This is a genomic window from Pseudomonas akapageensis (assembly GCF_011355085.1).
Taxonomy (GTDB): Bacteria; Pseudomonadota; Gammaproteobacteria; order Pseudomonadales; family Pseudomonadaceae; genus Aquipseudomonas; species Aquipseudomonas akapageensis.
This window is the reverse complement of the sequence record NZ_VXCP01000002.1, coordinates 287,935-304,462: the sequence shown is the minus strand read 5'-3', so window position 1 is coordinate 304,462 and position 16,528 is coordinate 287,935. Positions and strand designations below refer to the sequence as shown.

Sequence of the window (16,528 nt, the reverse complement as noted above, 5' to 3'; positions counted from 1 at the left end):
GTCAGTGGGTGTCCTGTTGCAGCCCGCACAGTTGGCGCAGGTAGCCCGTATCCAGATGCTCCTCGACCAGGTCGGCCAGGCGCTCGATATCCAGTTCGCGCAAGGCGTGGTAGTCGACTTCCTCTACCTCTTTCAGCCCCGCCCAGCGCAGCAAGGCACTGCAGGAAGGGCCCGACTCGAACAGACCGTGCAGGTAGGTGCCGAGAATCTGCCCGTCTTCACTCATGGCGCCGTCGCAACGGCCATCGTCGAGCCGCACGGCAGCACGCTCCAGGGCCGCGCCACGGGTCACGCCGGCATGAATCTCATAGCCGCTGACCTCTGCATCCTCGAGCACCAGCCGACCACGCACGTTGCGCAGCTGCTTCTCGGCCTCGAGCGTGGTAGCGAAGTCCAGCAGGCCCAGGCCCGGGCTGGAACCGGCAGCGCCTTCAAGGCCCAGCGGGTCATCCAGCTGTTGGCCAAGCATCTGCAGGCCTCCACAAATGCCCAGCAGTTTGCCGCCATAACGCAGGTGACGGGTGATGGCGGCGTCCCAGCCTTGGCTGCGCAGGTAGGCCAGGTCGCTGCGCACGCTCTTGGAGCCGGGCAGGATGATCAGATCGGCCGGTGGAATGCTCTGGCCCGGGCCGATGAACTGCAAGTCGACCTGCGGGTGCAGGCGCAAGGGATCGAAGTCGGTGTGATTGCTGATCCGTGGCAGTACCGGCACGACCACCTTGAGCACTTGCGCAGCCTTGTCGGATTGACGCTGATCAATCCCGTCCTCGGCCTCCAGATGCAAGTCGAGCACGTACGGCAGCACGCCGATCACAGGCTTGCCGGTGCGTTCTTCCAACCAGTCCAGGCCCGGCTGCAGCAGGGCGATATCGCCGCGAAAGCGATTGATGACAAAGCCTTTGACCCGCGCCTGCTCGCTGGGCGAGAGCAACTCCAGGGTGCCGACCAGATGGGCGAACACCCCGCCGCGATTGATGTCGGCGATCAGCAACACGGGGCAGTCCACCGCTTCGGCAAAGCCCATGTTGGCGATATCGCCGGCGCGCAAATTGATTTCTGCCGGTGAACCGGCGCCTTCGACCATCACCACCGGGTACTCGGCGTTCAGGCGCTGATGCGAAGCCAATACGGCCTGCATCGCGATGGCCTTGTAGTCGTGATAGGCCACCGCATTCATGCTGGTGACCGCGCGGCCATGGATGATGACCTGAGCACCGGTGTCGCTGTTGGGCTTGAGCAGGACCGGGTTCATGTCCGTATGCGGCTCGAGGCCCGCAGCCTGGGCCTGGACCGCCTGGGCGCGGCCGATCTCGCCGCCGTCTGCGGTCACCGCGCTGTTGAGCGCCATGTTCTGCGGCTTGAACGGCACCACGCGCACGCCCTGCCGCGTCAACCAGCGGCACAGCGCCGTCACCAGCGTACTCTTGCCGGCATCCGAGGTGGTGCCTTGCACCATCAGGGTGGTCATGAAATTTCCTTGAGATAATCGTTGAAAGCCTGCTCGAGGCGCTGCCAATCGGCTTCCTCGGCTGGCAGGCCGAAGCGCAGGCTGCAGGTTGGCACAAACAAACGCAGCAATATCCCGCGCCGGGCCATGAAGTCGTGCAGCTGTGCAGCCTGATCGGTCACCAGCCACTGGAACAACGCGCAACCACCCTGCGGAGCGAAGCCGAAACGCCGGAGCAAGCGTGCCAGGCGCTCGCTGGCCTGGGCGCTTCGCAGAATCTGTTGTTGATGGCCTTGTGTGTCGAGCAGGCAAGCCGTTCCCAGGACTCGTGTCGGACCGCTGACGGCCCACGGACCGATCTGTTCGGCCAGCAGGCGCAAGAGTTTGCTGTCGGCCAGAACAAAGCCGAGCCGCACGCCGGCCAGGCCGAAGAACTTGCCGAACGAGCGCAATACGATCAAACCGATTCGTTCGGTACGAGCCGCCAGGCTCGACTCGGGGGTGTTGTCCATAAAGGCTTCGTCGACCACCAGCCAGCCGCCGCGCTGAGCAAGGCGCCCATGCCACTCGAGCAGGCGCTCGGGCGGCAACAGGCGCCCGGTCGGGTTGTTGGGATTGACCACCACCAGCACATCGAGGCTGTCGAGAAAGAAATCCACTTCTGACTCAGTGATCTCGCGCACCACATGTCCGCTGCGGCGCCAGGCTTCGGCGTGCTCGGCATAACAGGGCGAGAGCACCCCGATCTTGCCGCTGCGACGCAAACGCGGCAGCGCTTGAATCGCTGCCTGCGAACCCGGCACCGGCAAGACCTGGCGGGTGCCATAGTAGGCACAGGCGGCGGCTTCCAGCCCGTCGTCGGTTTCCGGCAAGCGCGCCCAGGCACGCACGGGAATGGCCGGGATATCCCAGGGCCAGGGTGCGAGGCCGCTGGACAGGTCCAGCCATTGCTCCACCGCTATGCCGTACTGTTGGGCAGCACGCTGCAGGCGACCACCGTGTTCAAGCATAGAACTCAGCCCCCAGGCACAGGACCAGCAGCCACAACCAGACGCCATGGCGGACCAGACGCCAGCCACGCTCGATGGCGCCGGCATCGGCCGCCGGGCCTTCGCCCAGCTGCGCGCGCTCATGCAGCTCGCCGTGATAAGTCGCCGCACCGCCCAGCTGCACGCCCAGCGCTCCGGCACCGGAGGCCATTACGGGACCGGCGTTGGGACTATCCCAGGCCGGCGCCTGGGTTCGCCAGCACTTGAGCGCCAGCCGGGTTTTACCCAGTAGCGCGTAGGTCAGGGCCACCAGCCGTGCCGGAATATAGTTGAGCACATCGTCGATACGCGCAGCGGCCCAACCGAAGCGCTCGAACCTTTCGTTACGATAGCCCCACATCGCATCCAGGGTGTTGCTCAGGCGATAGAGCACGACACCCGGGGCGCCGGCCACGACGAACCAGAACAAGGCGGCAAATACCGCATCGCTGCCGTTTTCCAGCACCGACTCGGTGGCGGCCCGCGCCACGGCGGTGCCGTCGAGCTCAGCGGTTTCGCGACTGACCAGATACCCCACACGCAGGCGCGCCTCGTCCAGATCGTCACGGCGCAGCGCCTCGGCCACCGGCGTGATGTGCTCGCCCAGACTGCGCAGGCCAAGGGCGCAATACAGGGCCAGAATCTCGACGATCCAGCCGATATAGGGCAGCCACGACAGCAGCGTCGCCAGCAGTGTCAGCGGGATCACCGCGAGAAACCAGGCCGTTACGCCGTGGCTGCGCCAGCCCCGGCCACCGCCATTGAAGCGCTGCTCGAGACGATCGGCCAGGCGCCCGAAAGCCACCAGCGGATGTCTGCGCCTGGGCTCGCCCAGCAACGCATCCAGCGCCACTCCGGCGACACTCAGCAACGCCACACTCATGGTTTCACTCCCCAATGGTTTTCATACAGCAGGTCGGATAACGGCCTGGGCTCGGCCCAGCCTTCGAGCGCCAGCATGGGCGCCGGATAAAACTTTTCTACCGGGCCCAGGCAAAGGATCGCCAGCGGCTTGGCACCTGCCGGCAGGCCGAGCAGTTCGGCCATAGCCTTTGGCTCGAACAACGAGACCCAGCCCATGCCCATGCCCTCGGCACGCGCCGCCAGCCACAGATTCTGAATGGCGCAGGACAAGGACGCCATATCCATTTCCGGCAAGGTCCGGCGACCGAAGATATGCCGCTCGCGGTCGTCGCCAAGTGCGGCAACCAGCACTTCGGCGCAGTCGTTGATGCCTTCGACCTTGAGTTTCATGAACTCGTCGGAGCGCTCGCCCAACGCATCGGCCGTACGCACCCGCTCCTCCTCGACCAGCGCCTGGATGCGCTGGCGCAGGGCGCGATCGCTGACGCGAATGAAGCGCCAGGGCTGCATCAGGCCAACGCTGGGCGCCTGATGGGCCGCGGCGAGCAATTTCGCCAGCAGTTCGGGGGCTACCGTGCCGCCGGTGAAGTGACGCATGTCGCGCCGTTCGGCGATCGCACGGTAGACCGCTGCTCGCTCATCCTCGCTGAAGGCCTGATCGCTCATGGTTTGAACAGCGCCGCCACCGCCTGGGGGTTGGAGGGGAAATAGAAATGCACGTAGGACGCGGTCATGCGTCCCTGGCGATAAACCGCCTCGGCGCCACGCCCACCGTTAGGGCTTTGGCCCCGGGCAATGGGTGCCAGCTCGGTCGTGGTCAGGGAATGGTGGTAGGTGTGCCCGCGCAGGTTCCCTTCCGGCAGTCCGACCGCCTGCAGGGCCAGGGCCGCCAGGCGCTTTTGCATGACCGCTTCGCCCTGCAGCAGGCCGAGCAACTCGGCGCGCTGGCCCTGCACGTCGGTGAGGGCATCGAGCAGGTAGAGCATACCGCCGCATTCGGCCAGCAACGGCTTGCCCGCTGCGTGATGAGCGCGAATATCGGCGAGCATCGAAGCATTGGCCGCAAGCGTCAGGTGATGCAGTTCCGGGTAGCCGCCCGGAAGATACAGGCTGTCGGCGTCGGGCAGCGCTCGATCATGCACCGGCGAGAAGAACACCAACTGCGCGCCCATGGCCCGCAACAGGTCCAGGTTCGCGCCATAAATGAAGGCAAACGCCTCGTCCCGCGCCACGGCGATACGCACGCCTGCCAGCAATGGCTCGACGCCTGCCGGCACGGGTGCAGCGAACTCGACCGGCGGCGGCAAGGCTGCATCGCAGCTTTCGGCCAAGGCAGCGGCGGCGGCATCCAGGCGTACATCCAGGTCGTTGAGTTCACTGGCCTGGACCAGCCCAAGATGCCGGCTCGGCAACTCGATGCCGGTTTCCCGGGACAAGCCGCCATACCAGCGCAAGCCTTCGGTCAGGCTGCCTTCAAGCAGTTGCGCATGACGCAAGGTGCCGACCCGGTTGGCCAGTACACCGGCGAACGGCAGGTCCGGCTGATAGCGCGCCAACCCCAGGGCCAGCGCACCGAAGGTCTGGGCCATGGCCGTACCGTCAATGACGGCCAGCACCGGTACGCCAAAGTGCCGCGCCAGGTCCGCGCTCGACGGCGTGCCATCGAACAGCCCCATGACCCCTTCGATCAGAATCAGGTCGGCTTCGGCTGCCGCTTCCCATAGCAGGCGACGACTCTCATCGGCACCGACCATCCACAGGTCCAACTGATACACCGGCGCACCGCTGGCGCGTTCGAGGATCATCGGGTCGAGAAAGTCCGGCCCGCACTTGAAGACCCGCACCTTGCGCCCTTGATTACGGTGCAGGCGGGCCAGTGCAGCGGTCACGGTGGTCTTGCCCTGGCCGGAAGCCGGCGCGGCGATCAACACCGCCGGGCAACGACGCGCATCGGTCATAGTTCGATGCCTTTCTGGGCCTTGATACCGGCCTGGAAGGCATGCTTGAGCATACCCATCTCGGTCACCGTGTCGGCCAGTTCGATCAACTCGGGCTTGGCGCCGCGACCGGTCACCAGCACGTGCTGCATCAACGGGCGGGCCTGCAGGTCGTTGAGCACCTGATCCAGATCGAGATAGCCGTGCTTGAGGGCAATGTTGAGTTCATCGAGCACCACCAGACCGATCGACGGGTCGCTCAGTAGCTCCCGGGCCACGACCCAGGCCGCTTCGGCAGCGGCGATGTCGCGCTGGCGGTCCTGGGTTTCCCAGGTAAAGCCTTCGCCCATCACGTGGAAGCGGACCTGCTCAGGGAAACGTCGGAAGAACAGTTCTTCACCGGTGCTATTGCGCCCCTTGATGAACTGCACCACGCCGCATTGCATGCCATGGCCCATGGCCCGGGCGAGCATGCCGAACGCCGAACTGCTCTTGCCCTTGCCATTGCCGGTCAATACCAGCAGCAGCCCACACTCGTTCGGCGCATTGGCAATGCGTTCGTCGATCACGGCTTTTTTGCGCAGCATGCGCGCCACATGGCGCTCGTCACGTTCGGTGGACTCAGTCATCGCAGCTCTCCGCTAACGCGCAAATGGGCAGCATCGACGAAGCGCCACGACAGGCAGCCGCCGGCATGGGCCAGGGCTGGTTCATGGCTGAAAATCGTCAATGCCGCTCTCACCCGCGCGACAGATGAATTGATCAAAGCAGACGCAGGATTCGCTGCGCATTGCTGTGGGGTGTTTCAGGCCGGTCTCCGGGCTCATGAGCGGGGCATCAATCCCCAGGTCGCACGCCTTCCCGGACCGGAACCGGTCCAGTGGCCACTGCGCGACCCTGACTCATCTACCGTTGCGGGGGCAGCGCCGGAATCGCGCGCCATGCACGCCCACCGGCTTCCCTGTTTCACTCCGGCAACCCGTAAGGTTGCAGAGCACCTGGAACAAGTCGCGAAGGTTAGAGGGTTGGGGGTGGAGCGTCAATTAAAGCCCATGTCATCTCGACCATTGAACCTTGGATGCAGCGCCACCTCTATCCTTAAGAGGTATTTTTCCTTGGTGGGAGAATCATCGTGCAAAGAACCAAGCTTGCCCTGTTGATCGTATTGGCCAGCGGTCTTGCCGCTTGCAGTGGCGAGACTGCCAGGCTGCAGGTCGCCGACGGCTCCGGTCCTGCGCCCACATTGCCGAAGCCGAACAAGACCCTGATCCCCACAGTGAACGTCGCCCCGGCCATCGGCTGGCCACAGGGCGCCAAGCCGGTTGCCGCCCCGGGCACCCAAGTGGCCGCCTTCGCCGACCGGCTCGATCACCCCCGCTGGCTCTACGTGCTGCCCAACGGCGACGTGCTGGTGGCGGAAACCAACGCCCCGCCCAAGCCGGACGATGGCAAGGGCATCAGGGGTTGGGTCATGGGCATGGCCATGAAAAAAGCCGGTGCCGGGGTCCCAAGCCCCAACCGGATCACGCTGTTGCGCGACCAGAACCATGACGGCGTTGCGGAAACCCGCAGCACCTTCATCGAAAACCTGAACTCGCCCTTTGGCATGACCCTGGTCGGCAACGATTTGTATGTCGCCGATACCGATAAATTGCTGCGCTTTCACTATGAAAGCGGCGCCACCTCGATCAAGGGACCGGGCAGCAAGGTGGTCGACCTGCCTGGCGGCACTCTGAATCACCACTGGACCAAAAACGTCATTGCCAGCCAGGACGGCAAGAAGCTCTATGTCACGGTCGGCTCCAACAGCAACGTTGGCGAAAACGGCATGGACCAGGAAAAAGGCCGCGCCGCCATCTGGGAAGTCGACCCGGCCAAGGGCACCCAGCGGATATTCGCCTCGGGCCTGCGTAATCCCAACGGCATGGCCTGGGAACCGCACACCGGGCAACTCTGGACCGCCGTGAACGAACGTGACGAAATCGGCAGCGACCTGGTCCCCGACTACATCACCTCGGTCAAGGACGGCGCCTTCTACGGCTGGCCGTATAGCTATTACGGCCATCACATCGACAATCGCGTCGAGCCCCAGAATCCGGCGCTCATTGCCCTGGCCATCGCCCCTGATTACGCGGTCGGCCCGCACACCGCGTCACTGGGTCTGGCCTTTGCCGAAGACAGGGCCCTGCCCGCGCCTTTCAACCAGGGCGCGATCATCGGTCAGCATGGTTCCTGGAACCGCAAGCCCCGCAGTGGCTACAAGGTGCTGTTCGTACCATTCAGCGACGGCAAGCCCAGCGGCGCGCCCATCGATTTGTTGAGCGGCTTCCTCGACGCCGAGGGCAATGCCATGGGCCGCCCGGTCGGGGTGGTCAACGATCACAAGGGCGGCGTGTTGGTGGCCGATGACGTGGGCAATACGATCTGGCGGATAACGGCTGCCAAGGGCAATTCAGCACTTTCGGCACAGGGTCAGCCCATCCCCCAACGGCAATAACGAAAGATCGACACGCGGGTCATCCTTCAACGCCAGGTTGAGCGCCTGGATGGCCCGGGTATCGGCGCTTTCGGGCTCGGCCTCGAGCACCCGGCCACTCCACAGCGTATTGTCGAACAGGACCAGGCCACCCACGCGCAACAGGCGCAAGGCGCTTTCCAGGTACTGCGGGTAGTTGGCCTTGTCGGCGTCGATGAAAATCAGGTCGAAACTGCCGCCCTGCCCTTGCTGCTCCAGCTGCGCCAGCGTGTCCAGGGCAGGCGCCAGGCGCAGATCAATCTTGCCGGCCACCCCCGCTTGCTGCCAGTAACGCCGGGCCGTCTCGTTGTAATCGCCGGGAAGGTCGCAGCAAATCAGTTGGCCCTGATCCGGCATCGCCTGGGCCATGCACAGGGCACTGTAGCCGGTGAAGGTACCGACCTCGATCAACCGGGAGGCCCCCATCAAGCGCACCAGCAAGGCCAGAAACTGGCCCTGTTCCGGCGCTATCTGCCATCGCGCCATGGGCAGCGCCTGGGTCTCGTCCCGCAATTGCCGCAACAGCGGGGTTTCGCGCAGCGAGACATGTTGCAGGTAGTGGTACAGCGCGTCATCGAGGTAGAGCGTTTCTGTTGTCATTCCAGGCTCCCTTTTCAGGGATTATGCGCCAGGTTGGTTGGCTGCAGAACGCGCTTGGCGTTGAGGTAGGCTTTCTGCCAATAGGCGTTGGACAGGTAATCCAGGCGCACCGTGCCGCCCGTGGCGGGCGCATGGACGAAGCGCCCTTCGCCCACATAGATACCGGCATGACTGACCTGGGAGCCGCCATTGGTGGCGAAAAACACCACGTCACCGGACTGCAGGGCCTCGCGCCCGATATCCGGGGCACCCATGACGATCATCTCGCGGGTCGTGCGCGGCAACGCAATGCCGGCGGCATCACGGTAGACATAACCGATCAGGCCACTGCAATCGAAACCCGAGTCCGGCGTGTTGCCGCCCCAGCGATAGGGCGTGCCGACCAGGCCCAATGCACGAATCAGCACGTCATCGGCAATTGGCGAGAAAAAAGGTTGGGGGGCCACGGTTGGCTGGACAACCCGAGGCTGTGGAGAATGGCTCGAGCACGCACCGAGCAGTGCAGCGAAAAGCGCCAGGGCAACGCGTGCCATTTTCGACATACACAGAACATCCTGATCTGATCCGGCTTGCTCCGCCGCGAGGCTGGCCATTGGCCAGAGGGTCTTAACCCGATAATACTAGCTGCTGTTTGCGAAAACACAACGGCGACGCGCTTTTTTCAAGCGGCGTCGCCGTTTAATTGCACCTGCGGAATATTTACTTGCTGGAAATGACCGTGCCCGAGGCCGGCGCCATGGCCAGCGCGCGCTTGGCTTCGATGAACGTCTTGCTCCAGTAGCGATCACCGAGGTTGTCGATGCGCACACCGCCACTGCGACGGCTGCTGGAGTGGATGAACTGGTCATCGCCCAGGTAGATACCGGCATGGCTGACGCGGCCACGACCGTTGGTGCTGAAGAACAGCAGATCACCCGGCTTGAGGTTGTTGCGAGCCACCAGCGGCGCATTCACGTTGATCATTTCACGCGTGGAGCGCGGCAGGTTCATGCCCGCTTCTTCGCGGAACAGATAGCCGATGAAGCCGCTGCAGTCGAAGCCCGCTTCCGAGGTACCGCCCATACGGTAACGGGTACCGATCAGCGACATGCCGCGTTCGAGGATGCTGTCAGCCAGGGCTGGAAGCTGGTAAGGCTTGCTGTTGGAGAATTCAGCCAGCTCTTTCTCGGTCATCAATTCTTCCTGCAAAACCGAGGAAGGATTGCCCGCTACTTGAGCGGTAACCGGGTTGGTAACCTGCTGCTGCGAAACCGGCGAATGAGCCGCGCAACCAAAAAGCAGGGTAACGAGTGCGAGGGGCACGAGGGGTGCGAAGCGCTTTAGCATGGGCACGACCGTGTCAAAGATTTTTATGAAGCCGCGACTATGCCTTCTATCATCCTCATTTGCAAATTCAATCGAATAAAATGTGACTTATCAGTTCGCCCATAACATCCAAGGCCCTTCCCTTGAGGTAGACATCCACACCCTGGCTCAAATCGGTCGGCGCCGGATTGATTTCGATGGTGAAGCCGCCACTGGCCTGTGCATTCAAGACGGGCTCAAGAATATAGGGGAAGCTGGCGGTGGTGCCAATTACCAGCACCGCATCGAAGCCCAGCGCCAGCTGTTCATACAGCGTATCCAGCGCGACTTCCGGCAACATTTCCTCAAACAGCACCACCGGTGGGCGCAGGATGCCCGAACATACCCGGCACCGTGGCGGCAGTGGTTCCTGCAAATGTTCATGCAAGGCATCGCTGACCGCACCACAGGACTGACAATACAGCGGTGCCAGTTGCCCGTGGATTTCAATCAGGCGGTGAAGCGGGCTACCGGCTGCACGGTGGTAGCCGTCGATATTCTGCGTCAGTACCCAACATTCGGGCTTGGCCTGTTGCAAGCGGGCAATGGCTTCATGCGCGGCATTCGGGCGAGCCCCCAGGCAAGCGGTGCCCAGTTGCGCCAGGTATTTCCAGCACAAGGCCGGGTTGCTGCGCAACATGGGCCCGGACAAGGCCTGCTCGATTGGAATGCCTTCGGCCGTCACGCCGTTGTACAGCCCACCCAGCCCTCTATAGGTCGGCAAGCCGGAATCGGCGGACAGCCCGGCACCGGTGATGATCAGAATGCGCTGGGCCCGGCGCAGCGCTGCTGCGGCCTGGACGATCAGCCGCGGATCTACCAACCGAGGGTTTCCTTGAGAAAGGGAATGGTCAGCTTGCGCTGGGCTTGCAGCGACGCCTGGTCGAGGCGCTCGAGCAAGTCGAACAAGGCGCTCATGCTGCGGGTACCACGGGTGAGAATGAAATGCCCGACCTCATCGGTCAGGTGCAGGCCACGGCGCGAAGCCCGTAGCTGCAAGGCGCGCAGCTTGTCTTCGTCAGACAGGGCACGCATCTGGAAGATCAAGGCCATGGTCAGCCGCGACTTGAGGTCAGGCAACTTGATCGGTAGCTCGCGTGGCGAACTGGACGCGGCAATCAGCAAACGACGGCCGCTGTCGCGCAGGCGATTGAACAGATGAAACAGGGCTTCTTCCCAATCCGGCTTGCCGGCCACGGCCTGCAGGTCGTCCAGACAGACCAGCTCGTACTGTTCAAGGTTGTCGAGCAACTCGATACCGCGATCGATCAGCTGTGCCAGAGGCAGATATACCGCCGGCTCGCCAATTTGTTCGAAGCGCAGGCACGCAGCCTGCAACAGGTGAGTGCGCCCTACGCCCTGCTTGCCCCACAAATAAATCAGACTTTCCGTCCAGCCGGCGTCGGCTTCGCAAAGTCGCTCGACGTAGCCGAGGGCTGCGGCGTTGGCGCCTGGATAATAGTTGATGAAGGTTGCGTCATCACGCAGACGCACACCTAGGGGCAGCTGAATCGGTTTCATGCTGGCTGAACAGTTCAAGCGAACCGTAAGGGGCCTCTGTGTAAAGTTAGCAAAGTTTATACCCGTGAAGCCGGGCGCACAATGCAACAGACCGCAAGCAAAATCAAAGGTTTGCGATCACCGCACATTTAATTGAGAGCAATTTGACATCATTGCGCGAGCGCAAGCCCGGCCCGGGTTACAAATCCGGGTCGATCTCGCCACCGTACATGTCCGACTCTTTATAGAGATCATGCACGTGCCGCACCAGCACCATGATCACCGCCGCTACCGGCAAAGCCAGCAATACGCCGGTAAATCCGAACAGTTCGCCACCGGCCAGAATGGCGAAAATCACCGCCACCGGATGCAGGCCGATGCGATCGCCTACCAGCAAGGGCGTCAGCACCATACCTTCGAGTGCCTGGCCGACCATGAACACCGCGGCGATACCGAGCAAGGGATACAGATCGCCACCGAACTGAAACAACCCGGCAATCATCGCCGCACCGATGCCGATGACGAAGCCCATATAAGGCACGATGGCGGCAAGACCGGCGAGCATGCCGATCAACAGCCCCAGCTCCAGCCCCACCAGCATCAGCCCGCCGGCGTAGATCACCCCAAGGGCCACCATCACCATCAACTGCCCACGCACGAAGGCACCGAGCACCTCATGGCACTCACCGGCCAGATTCACCACCTGCTCTTCACGCTGGCGCGGCAACAGCCCGCGCAACCTGGCCATCATCAGGTCCCAGTCACGCAACAGATAGAAGCTCACCACCGGGATCAAGACCAGGTTCGCCAGCCAGCCAAGCAGGGCCAGCCCCGAGGCCGTGGCCTGACTGAGTACGACGCCGACGATGTCGGAAGTCTGCCCCATATGCTCGGAGATGGCCGATTTGATCTTGTCGAACTTCCAGAAACCTTCAACCAGTCCCAACCGCGTCTGCACCCAAGGGAGTGCAATGTGCTGGAGCCAGTCGAGCATTTGCGGCGCCAGTTCGTACAGGCGCACCAACTGCTTGGCCAGCATGGGGACCAGGACCAGCAACAGGATCACCAGGATCAGGCTGAACAGGGCGAACACCGCGATCACGCCCCAGGTACGCGACAACCCGATCCGCTCCAGCCGATCCACCAACGGGTCCGCCAGATAGGCCAGAAAAATCCCGATCAGAAACGGCGAGAGAATCGGATGCAGCCAATACAACAGGGCGCCGAACACCAGCACCACGGTCAACCATACCCAGCGACGCGTATCAGTCATTGAAGGCTCCATGCCCGATGCCTAAACAGAATGTTCTTACCAACGGAAACGCATTCCGGTGAAAGGTTGCGGCGTGGCTGCCGGCGTAGTGCCCGGGGCCGCGGCCGGATTGACCGGAATCGGCGCGGCCGGCGCTTCGGCGGGCAGCTCCTGCAACTTGGCCAGGCCTAACTGGGCTCGCAGCTGATCGGCGCTGCCGGTCACCTGATAAGTGATCGTGCTGCCATCGACAACTTTCAGGCGCGAGCCGTACGGCTCGAGCACCCTTCCCAGTTCAGCATAACGTTCAAGGTTCATGCCCTGAACCTGCAAGAGTATGACACTGCTGGCACCGGGCTTGGCGACGAAACGCGGCGCGAGGCTGTTATTGACCGCCAGCATGACCGCATCGGCCAGGGCCGCCGGGTCGGCGCCCTGGGCCGTGCCCTGCTGGTGCTGATCCAGCAGCCACAGATTCCATTTGGCCTGCCATTGGCCACTGGCCTCCGTGGCGTGTACGGCCAGCAAGGCATCGGCGCCATAACGCGCGGATGCAGCACGCAGAGGCGCAGGGTCGGTACCCTCCAGGTGCTCGGCTGTGGCGACGAGTTGCTCGTTGAGGTCCGCCAGGGGCAGGCGCAGCGGCAACCCACGATGCTGGGCGGCACGACGCAGCGGCTGGGCGCTGCCCTGGCCGTCGCCGACCAGGCTCGAGCCCTCGCTACCATCATTGAGCCACCAGCCGAGAATGGTCGGGCGGTTGCTGCCCCACTGTGCCAGGCCGGCCTTGCGCAGGGCCCGGTCGGTGGTCGCCGGGTCGAAATCCACCAGCAAGGATTCCGGCGGGCCGGCTTCATAACCAAACTTACTGATGATTTGCTGCGGGTCGTTGCGCAACTCGGCAAGGCCGGCACTCTCGAAAGCCTTGGGGTCGCCGGTCAGGCGCAGTACCAGGGTCTCGAGCGCCCGCTGGACGGCCTGGGTGCGCTCATCGGTGGATTGACCACTGACAGGCTCACGCACCTGATAAAGGTTTTTCACGGTTTCGGCGTGCCCGGACAGACTGAGCAATGTTAAGCAGCTGACCAACAAGTATTTGCACAAACGCATGAAAGGTTCCTGAGGGGCAGAGACGCGAGCCTGGCAAGCCGCGTGCAGTCGATTGAACAGCCTTGTGACCGCGCTTGGGAGCAAATCATTCAATGCACCCTCGCAAGATTTTGTCACGTTGTCACTGCTATACCTTATACAGCCCTCGGCGTTGCAACCAGTCGCAGACTTCAAGCAAATATTTTTCTGTCGATATTGGCCCTGCCCGTCGGCCTGAGGATGGCCGCTACCGGGCAACCCTGATAAAATCGCGCGCCTTCGCAGACCGGCGACGGTCAGGCAGCAGGAACAGAAGGCTGTTCCGCATCCCCTGACAGGTCACGGTCGATTCCACGAATCCCCCCTAAAGGCCTGGATCATGAGCAAGCAACCCTCCCTGAGCTACAAGGACGCCGGTGTAGACATCGACGCCGGTGAAGCATTGGTCGAACGCATCAAAGGCGTGGCCAAGCGCACTGCGCGCCCGGAAGTCATGGGCGGCCTGGGCGGTTTTGGCGCCCTCTGCGAGATCCCGGCCGGCTACAAACAGCCGGTTCTGGTCTCGGGCACCGACGGCGTCGGCACCAAGCTGCGCCTGGCGCTGAACCTGAACAAGCACGACAGCATCGGCCAGGACCTGGTCGCCATGTGCGTCAACGACCTGGTGGTCTGCGGCGCCGAACCACTGTTCTTCCTTGACTACTATGCCACCGGCAAGCTGAACGTCGACGTCGCCGCCACCGTGGTCACCGGCATCGGTGCTGGCTGCGAACTGGCAGGCTGCTCGCTGGTCGGCGGTGAAACCGCTGAAATGCCTGGCATGTACGAAGGCGAAGACTACGACCTGGCCGGCTTCTGCGTCGGCGTGGTGGAAAAGGCCGAGATCATCGACGGTTCCAGGGTTGCTACCGGCGACGCGCTGATCGCCCTGCCGTCGTCCGGCCCGCACTCCAACGGTTACTCGCTGATCCGCAAGATCATCGAAGTGTCCGGTGCCGATATCGAAAACACCCAGGTCGACGGCAAGCCGCTGACCGATCTGCTGATGGCCCCGACCCGCATCTACGTCAAGCCGCTGCTCAAGCTGATCAAGGACACCGGCGCGGTCAAGGCCATGGCCCACATCACCGGCGGCGGCCTGCTCGACAACATCCCGCGCGTGCTGCCAAAAGGCGCCCAGGCCGTGGTCGACGTGGCCAGCTGGCAGCGCCCGGCGGTCTTCGACTGGCTGCAAGAAAAAGGCAACGTCGATGAAACCGAAATGCACCGCGTGCTGAACTGTGGCGTTGGCATGGTCATCTGCGTGGCCCAGGATCAGGTCGACAACGCCCTGAACGTCCTGCGCGCTGCCGGCGAACAGCCATGGGTCATCGGCCAGATCGGCGTTGCTGCCGAAGGTGCTGCCCAGGTCGAACTGAAAAACCTCAAGGCGCACTGATGCCCGCAACCTGTGACGTAGTCGTTTTATTGTCGGGCACCGGCAGCAACCTGCAGGCGCTGATCGACAACATCCAGGCCGGGGACAACCCGGCCCGCATCGGCGCGGTGATCTCCAACCGCGCCGATGCCTACGGCCTGCAGCGCGCCGCCGCCGCAGGTATCGAGGCACGGGTGCTCGATCACAAGGGTTTCGAGGGCCGCGAGGCCTTCGATGCCGCCCTGATGGAACTGATCGACGGTTTCAATCCCAGGCTGGTCGTACTGGCGGGGTTCATGCGCATCCTGAGTGCCGATTTCGTACGTCACTATCAGGGCCGTCTGCTGAACATCCACCCTTCCCTGCTGCCAAAATACAAAGGCTTGCACACCCATCAACGGGCGCTCGAAGCCGGTGAACGCGAACACGGCTGCAGCGTGCACTTCGTCACTGAGGAACTCGATGGCGGACCACTGGTCGTACAAGCTGTAATACCGGTAGAGTTGGACGACACACCAGAGACGCTGGCACAGCGGGTTCATACCCAGGAACACAGGATTTACCCGCTGGCTGTTCGCTGGTTCGCCGAAGGCCGCTTGAGCCTCGGCGATCAAGGTGCACTATTGGATGGCGAGCCTCTGGCAGCCACAGGCTACTTGATTCGACCCTAGGAGATTTTATGCGCCGCGCCCTGCTTTTCGCTGTCGCTTTGCTCGCACTGCCCGCCGTACACGCGGCGGATCTGAAGCCGTTCTCCGCCAGCTACACTGCCGACTGGAAGCAGCTGCCCATGAGCGGCACTGCTGAACGCAGCCTGAAGGAAACCGGTAGCGGCGTCTGGACCTTGACCTTCAAGGCCTCGATGATGATCGCCGGCCTGTCCGAAGTCAGCACCCTGACCGTCGACAAGGACATGCTGCTGCCAAAGACCTACAACTTCGAACGCAGCGGCCTGGGCAAGGCCAAGAAAGTCGACCTGGATTTCGACTGGTCGAGCAAAATGATCACCGGCACCGACCGTGGCGACCCGGTCAAGCTGCCACTCAACCGTGGCATCCTCGACAAGTCGACTTACCAGCTGGCTCTGCAACATGACGTGGCCGCCGGCAAGAAGAGCATGAGCTACCAGGTCGTCGATGGCGACGAAGTCGATACCTACGACTTCCGCGTACTGGGCACCGAAACCGTCGAAACCAAGGCGGGCAAGGTCGAGGCCACCAAGGTCGAACGCGTGCGCGACCCCACCCAGAGCAAGCGCGTCACTGTGCTCTGGTTCGCCAAGGACTGGGATTACCTGCTGGTGCGCCTGCAACAGGTCGAGACCGACGGCAAGGAGTACAACATCATGCTCCTGGACGGTACGGTCGATGGCAAGGCTGTGAAAGGCAGCTAAGTCGAATCCCTACAGAAGAGCCCCGCATCGAGCGGGGCTTTTTTTGCGTTTCACAGCAACCCGACACCCTTGATGAAACATGTTTCATGGGCCAGGCATTTACTTAGCAAGCTATCCAATCTTATAAAGGACACCTGCACAC

17 protein-coding genes and 1 riboswitch are annotated in these 16,528 nt (G+C 62.8%); of the genes, 4 read left to right on the top strand and 13 right to left on the bottom strand.

Annotated features, from left to right (window positions below):
• Position 1: 1 nt before the first annotated feature.
• Genes F2S13_RS03280 through cobO form a run of 6 tightly spaced genes read right to left on the bottom strand, consistent with a single transcriptional unit; the run spans position 2 to position 5,905 of the window.
• Positions 2 to 1,468 (bottom strand): cobyric acid synthase, encoded by a 1,467-nt coding sequence (locus tag F2S13_RS03280; protein WP_166359021.1) that lies wholly within the window; start codon positions 1,466 to 1,468, stop codon positions 2 to 4.
• The gene (gene cobD, locus F2S13_RS03275) at positions 1,465 to 2,457 is read right to left on the bottom strand and encodes a threonine-phosphate decarboxylase CobD (protein ID WP_166359019.1); all 993 of its coding nucleotides are present in this window, start codon (positions 2,455 to 2,457) and stop codon (positions 1,465 to 1,467) included. Before cobD ends, F2S13_RS03280 begins: the two co-directional genes overlap by 4 nt.
• The gene (cbiB, locus tag F2S13_RS03270) at positions 2,450 to 3,358 is read right to left on the bottom strand and encodes an adenosylcobinamide-phosphate synthase CbiB (RefSeq protein WP_166359017.1); all 909 of its coding nucleotides are present in this window, start codon (positions 3,356 to 3,358) and stop codon (positions 2,450 to 2,452) included. Before cbiB ends, cobD begins: the two co-directional genes overlap by 8 nt.
• On the bottom strand, positions 3,355 to 4,005 hold the full coding sequence (gene bluB, locus F2S13_RS03265) for a 5,6-dimethylbenzimidazole synthase (RefSeq protein WP_166359016.1): 651 nt from the start codon (positions 4,003 to 4,005) through the stop codon (positions 3,355 to 3,357). Before bluB ends, cbiB begins: the two co-directional genes overlap by 4 nt.
• Positions 4,002 to 5,297 (bottom strand): cobyrinic acid a,c-diamide synthase CobB, encoded by a 1,296-nt coding sequence (locus F2S13_RS03260; protein ID WP_166359014.1) that lies wholly within the window; start codon positions 5,295 to 5,297, stop codon positions 4,002 to 4,004. Before F2S13_RS03260 ends, bluB begins: the two co-directional genes overlap by 4 nt.
• Positions 5,294 to 5,905, bottom strand: a complete 612-nt coding sequence (gene cobO / locus F2S13_RS03255) for a cob(I)yrinic acid a,c-diamide adenosyltransferase (protein WP_166359012.1) — start codon at positions 5,903 to 5,905, stop codon at positions 5,294 to 5,296. Before cobO ends, F2S13_RS03260 begins: the two co-directional genes overlap by 4 nt.
• Positions 5,906 to 6,067: 162 nt before the next feature.
• Positions 6,068 to 6,293: riboswitch (cobalamin riboswitch) on the bottom strand.
• Positions 6,294 to 6,408: 115 nt separating this feature from the next.
• Between cobO and F2S13_RS03250 the strand changes: the two genes are divergently transcribed.
• The gene (locus tag F2S13_RS03250; protein ID WP_166359010.1) at positions 6,409 to 7,773 is read left to right on the top strand and encodes a PQQ-dependent sugar dehydrogenase; all 1,365 of its coding nucleotides are present in this window, start codon (positions 6,409 to 6,411) and stop codon (positions 7,771 to 7,773) included.
• Here the strand turns inward: F2S13_RS03250 and F2S13_RS03245 are convergent.
• From F2S13_RS03245 to F2S13_RS03215, 7 genes are all read right to left on the bottom strand, one after another.
• On the bottom strand, positions 7,729 to 8,391 hold the full coding sequence (locus tag F2S13_RS03245; protein ID WP_166359008.1) for a class I SAM-dependent methyltransferase: 663 nt from the start codon (positions 8,389 to 8,391) through the stop codon (positions 7,729 to 7,731). The two genes, F2S13_RS03250 and F2S13_RS03245, sit on opposite strands and share 45 nt — an antisense overlap.
• A gap of 14 nt (positions 8,392 to 8,405) precedes the next feature.
• Positions 8,406 to 8,933, bottom strand: a complete 528-nt coding sequence (locus F2S13_RS03240) for a C40 family peptidase (RefSeq protein WP_166359006.1) — start codon at positions 8,931 to 8,933, stop codon at positions 8,406 to 8,408.
• Between the two features lie 157 nt (positions 8,934 to 9,090).
• Positions 9,091 to 9,717 carry a C40 family peptidase gene (locus F2S13_RS03235; protein ID WP_166359004.1) on the bottom strand — a complete coding sequence of 209 codons (627 nt, stop codon included), beginning with the start codon at positions 9,715 to 9,717 and terminating at the stop codon, positions 9,091 to 9,093.
• A 67-nt stretch (positions 9,718 to 9,784) separates the two neighbouring features.
• A complete protein-coding gene (locus F2S13_RS03230) occupies positions 9,785 to 10,558 on the bottom strand; it encodes an NAD-dependent deacylase (RefSeq protein ID WP_166359002.1) in 774 nt (257 codons plus the stop codon).
• Positions 10,552 to 11,256, bottom strand: a complete 705-nt coding sequence (hda, locus tag F2S13_RS03225) for a DnaA regulatory inactivator Hda (protein ID WP_166359000.1) — start codon at positions 11,254 to 11,256, stop codon at positions 10,552 to 10,554. Before hda ends, F2S13_RS03230 begins: the two co-directional genes overlap by 7 nt.
• A 178-nt stretch (positions 11,257 to 11,434) precedes the next feature.
• On the bottom strand, positions 11,435 to 12,508 hold the full coding sequence (locus F2S13_RS03220; RefSeq protein ID WP_166358997.1) for an AI-2E family transporter: 1,074 nt from the start codon (positions 12,506 to 12,508) through the stop codon (positions 11,435 to 11,437).
• 36 nt (positions 12,509 to 12,544) lie between these two features.
• Positions 12,545 to 13,597, bottom strand: coding sequence for a DUF2066 domain-containing protein (locus tag F2S13_RS03215; protein ID WP_166358995.1), 1,053 nt, complete (start codon positions 13,595 to 13,597; stop codon positions 12,545 to 12,547).
• Between the two features lie 358 nt (positions 13,598 to 13,955).
• Between F2S13_RS03215 and purM the strand changes: the two genes are divergently transcribed.
• Genes purM through F2S13_RS03200 form a run of 3 tightly spaced genes read left to right on the top strand, consistent with a single transcriptional unit; the run spans position 13,956 to position 16,386 of the window.
• On the top strand, positions 13,956 to 15,014 hold the full coding sequence (purM, locus tag F2S13_RS03210; RefSeq protein WP_166358993.1) for a phosphoribosylformylglycinamidine cyclo-ligase: 1,059 nt from the start codon (positions 13,956 to 13,958) through the stop codon (positions 15,012 to 15,014).
• Complete coding sequence (gene purN / locus F2S13_RS03205) at positions 15,014 to 15,664, top strand: phosphoribosylglycinamide formyltransferase (RefSeq protein ID WP_166358991.1); 651 nt, start codon at positions 15,014 to 15,016, stop codon at positions 15,662 to 15,664. Before purM ends, purN begins: the two co-directional genes overlap by 1 nt.
• A gap of 8 nt (positions 15,665 to 15,672) precedes the next feature.
• Complete coding sequence (locus F2S13_RS03200; protein WP_166358989.1) at positions 15,673 to 16,386, top strand: DUF3108 domain-containing protein; 714 nt, start codon at positions 15,673 to 15,675, stop codon at positions 16,384 to 16,386.
• The last annotated feature ends 142 nt before the right edge of the window (positions 16,387 to 16,528 follow it).

Excerpts from the sequence above, each read along its gene's own strand:
- F2S13_RS03280 (WP_166359021.1), bottom strand. The coding sequence starts at position 1,468 with ATGACCACCCTGATGGTGCAAGGCACCACCTCGGATGCCGGCAAGAGT.
- cobD (WP_166359019.1), bottom strand. The coding sequence starts at position 2,457 with ATGCTTGAACACGGTGGTCGCCTGCAGCGTGCTGCCCAACAGTACGGC.
- cbiB (WP_166359017.1), bottom strand. The coding sequence starts at position 3,358 with ATGAGTGTGGCGTTGCTGAGTGTCGCCGGAGTGGCGCTGGATGCGTTG.
- bluB (WP_166359016.1), bottom strand. The coding sequence starts at position 4,005 with ATGAGCGATCAGGCCTTCAGCGAGGATGAGCGAGCAGCGGTCTACCGT.
- F2S13_RS03260 (WP_166359014.1), bottom strand. The coding sequence starts at position 5,297 with ATGACCGATGCGCGTCGTTGCCCGGCGGTGTTGATCGCCGCGCCGGCT.
- cobO (WP_166359012.1), bottom strand. The coding sequence starts at position 5,905 with ATGACTGAGTCCACCGAACGTGACGAGCGCCATGTGGCGCGCATGCTG.
- F2S13_RS03245 (WP_166359008.1), bottom strand. The coding sequence starts at position 8,391 with ATGACAACAGAAACGCTCTACCTCGATGACGCGCTGTACCACTACCTG.
- F2S13_RS03240 (WP_166359006.1), bottom strand. The coding sequence starts at position 8,933 with ATGTCGAAAATGGCACGCGTTGCCCTGGCGCTTTTCGCTGCACTGCTC.
- F2S13_RS03235 (WP_166359004.1), bottom strand. The coding sequence starts at position 9,717 with ATGCTAAAGCGCTTCGCACCCCTCGTGCCCCTCGCACTCGTTACCCTG.
- hda (WP_166359000.1), bottom strand. The coding sequence starts at position 11,256 with ATGAAACCGATTCAGCTGCCCCTAGGTGTGCGTCTGCGTGATGACGCA.
- F2S13_RS03220 (WP_166358997.1), bottom strand. The coding sequence starts at position 12,508 with ATGACTGATACGCGTCGCTGGGTATGGTTGACCGTGGTGCTGGTGTTC.
- F2S13_RS03215 (WP_166358995.1), bottom strand. The coding sequence starts at position 13,597 with ATGCGTTTGTGCAAATACTTGTTGGTCAGCTGCTTAACATTGCTCAGT.
- purM (WP_166358993.1), top strand. The coding sequence starts at position 13,956 with ATGAGCAAGCAACCCTCCCTGAGCTACAAGGACGCCGGTGTAGACATC.
- purN (WP_166358991.1), top strand. The coding sequence starts at position 15,014 with ATGCCCGCAACCTGTGACGTAGTCGTTTTATTGTCGGGCACCGGCAGC.
- F2S13_RS03200 (WP_166358989.1), top strand. The coding sequence starts at position 15,673 with ATGCGCCGCGCCCTGCTTTTCGCTGTCGCTTTGCTCGCACTGCCCGCC.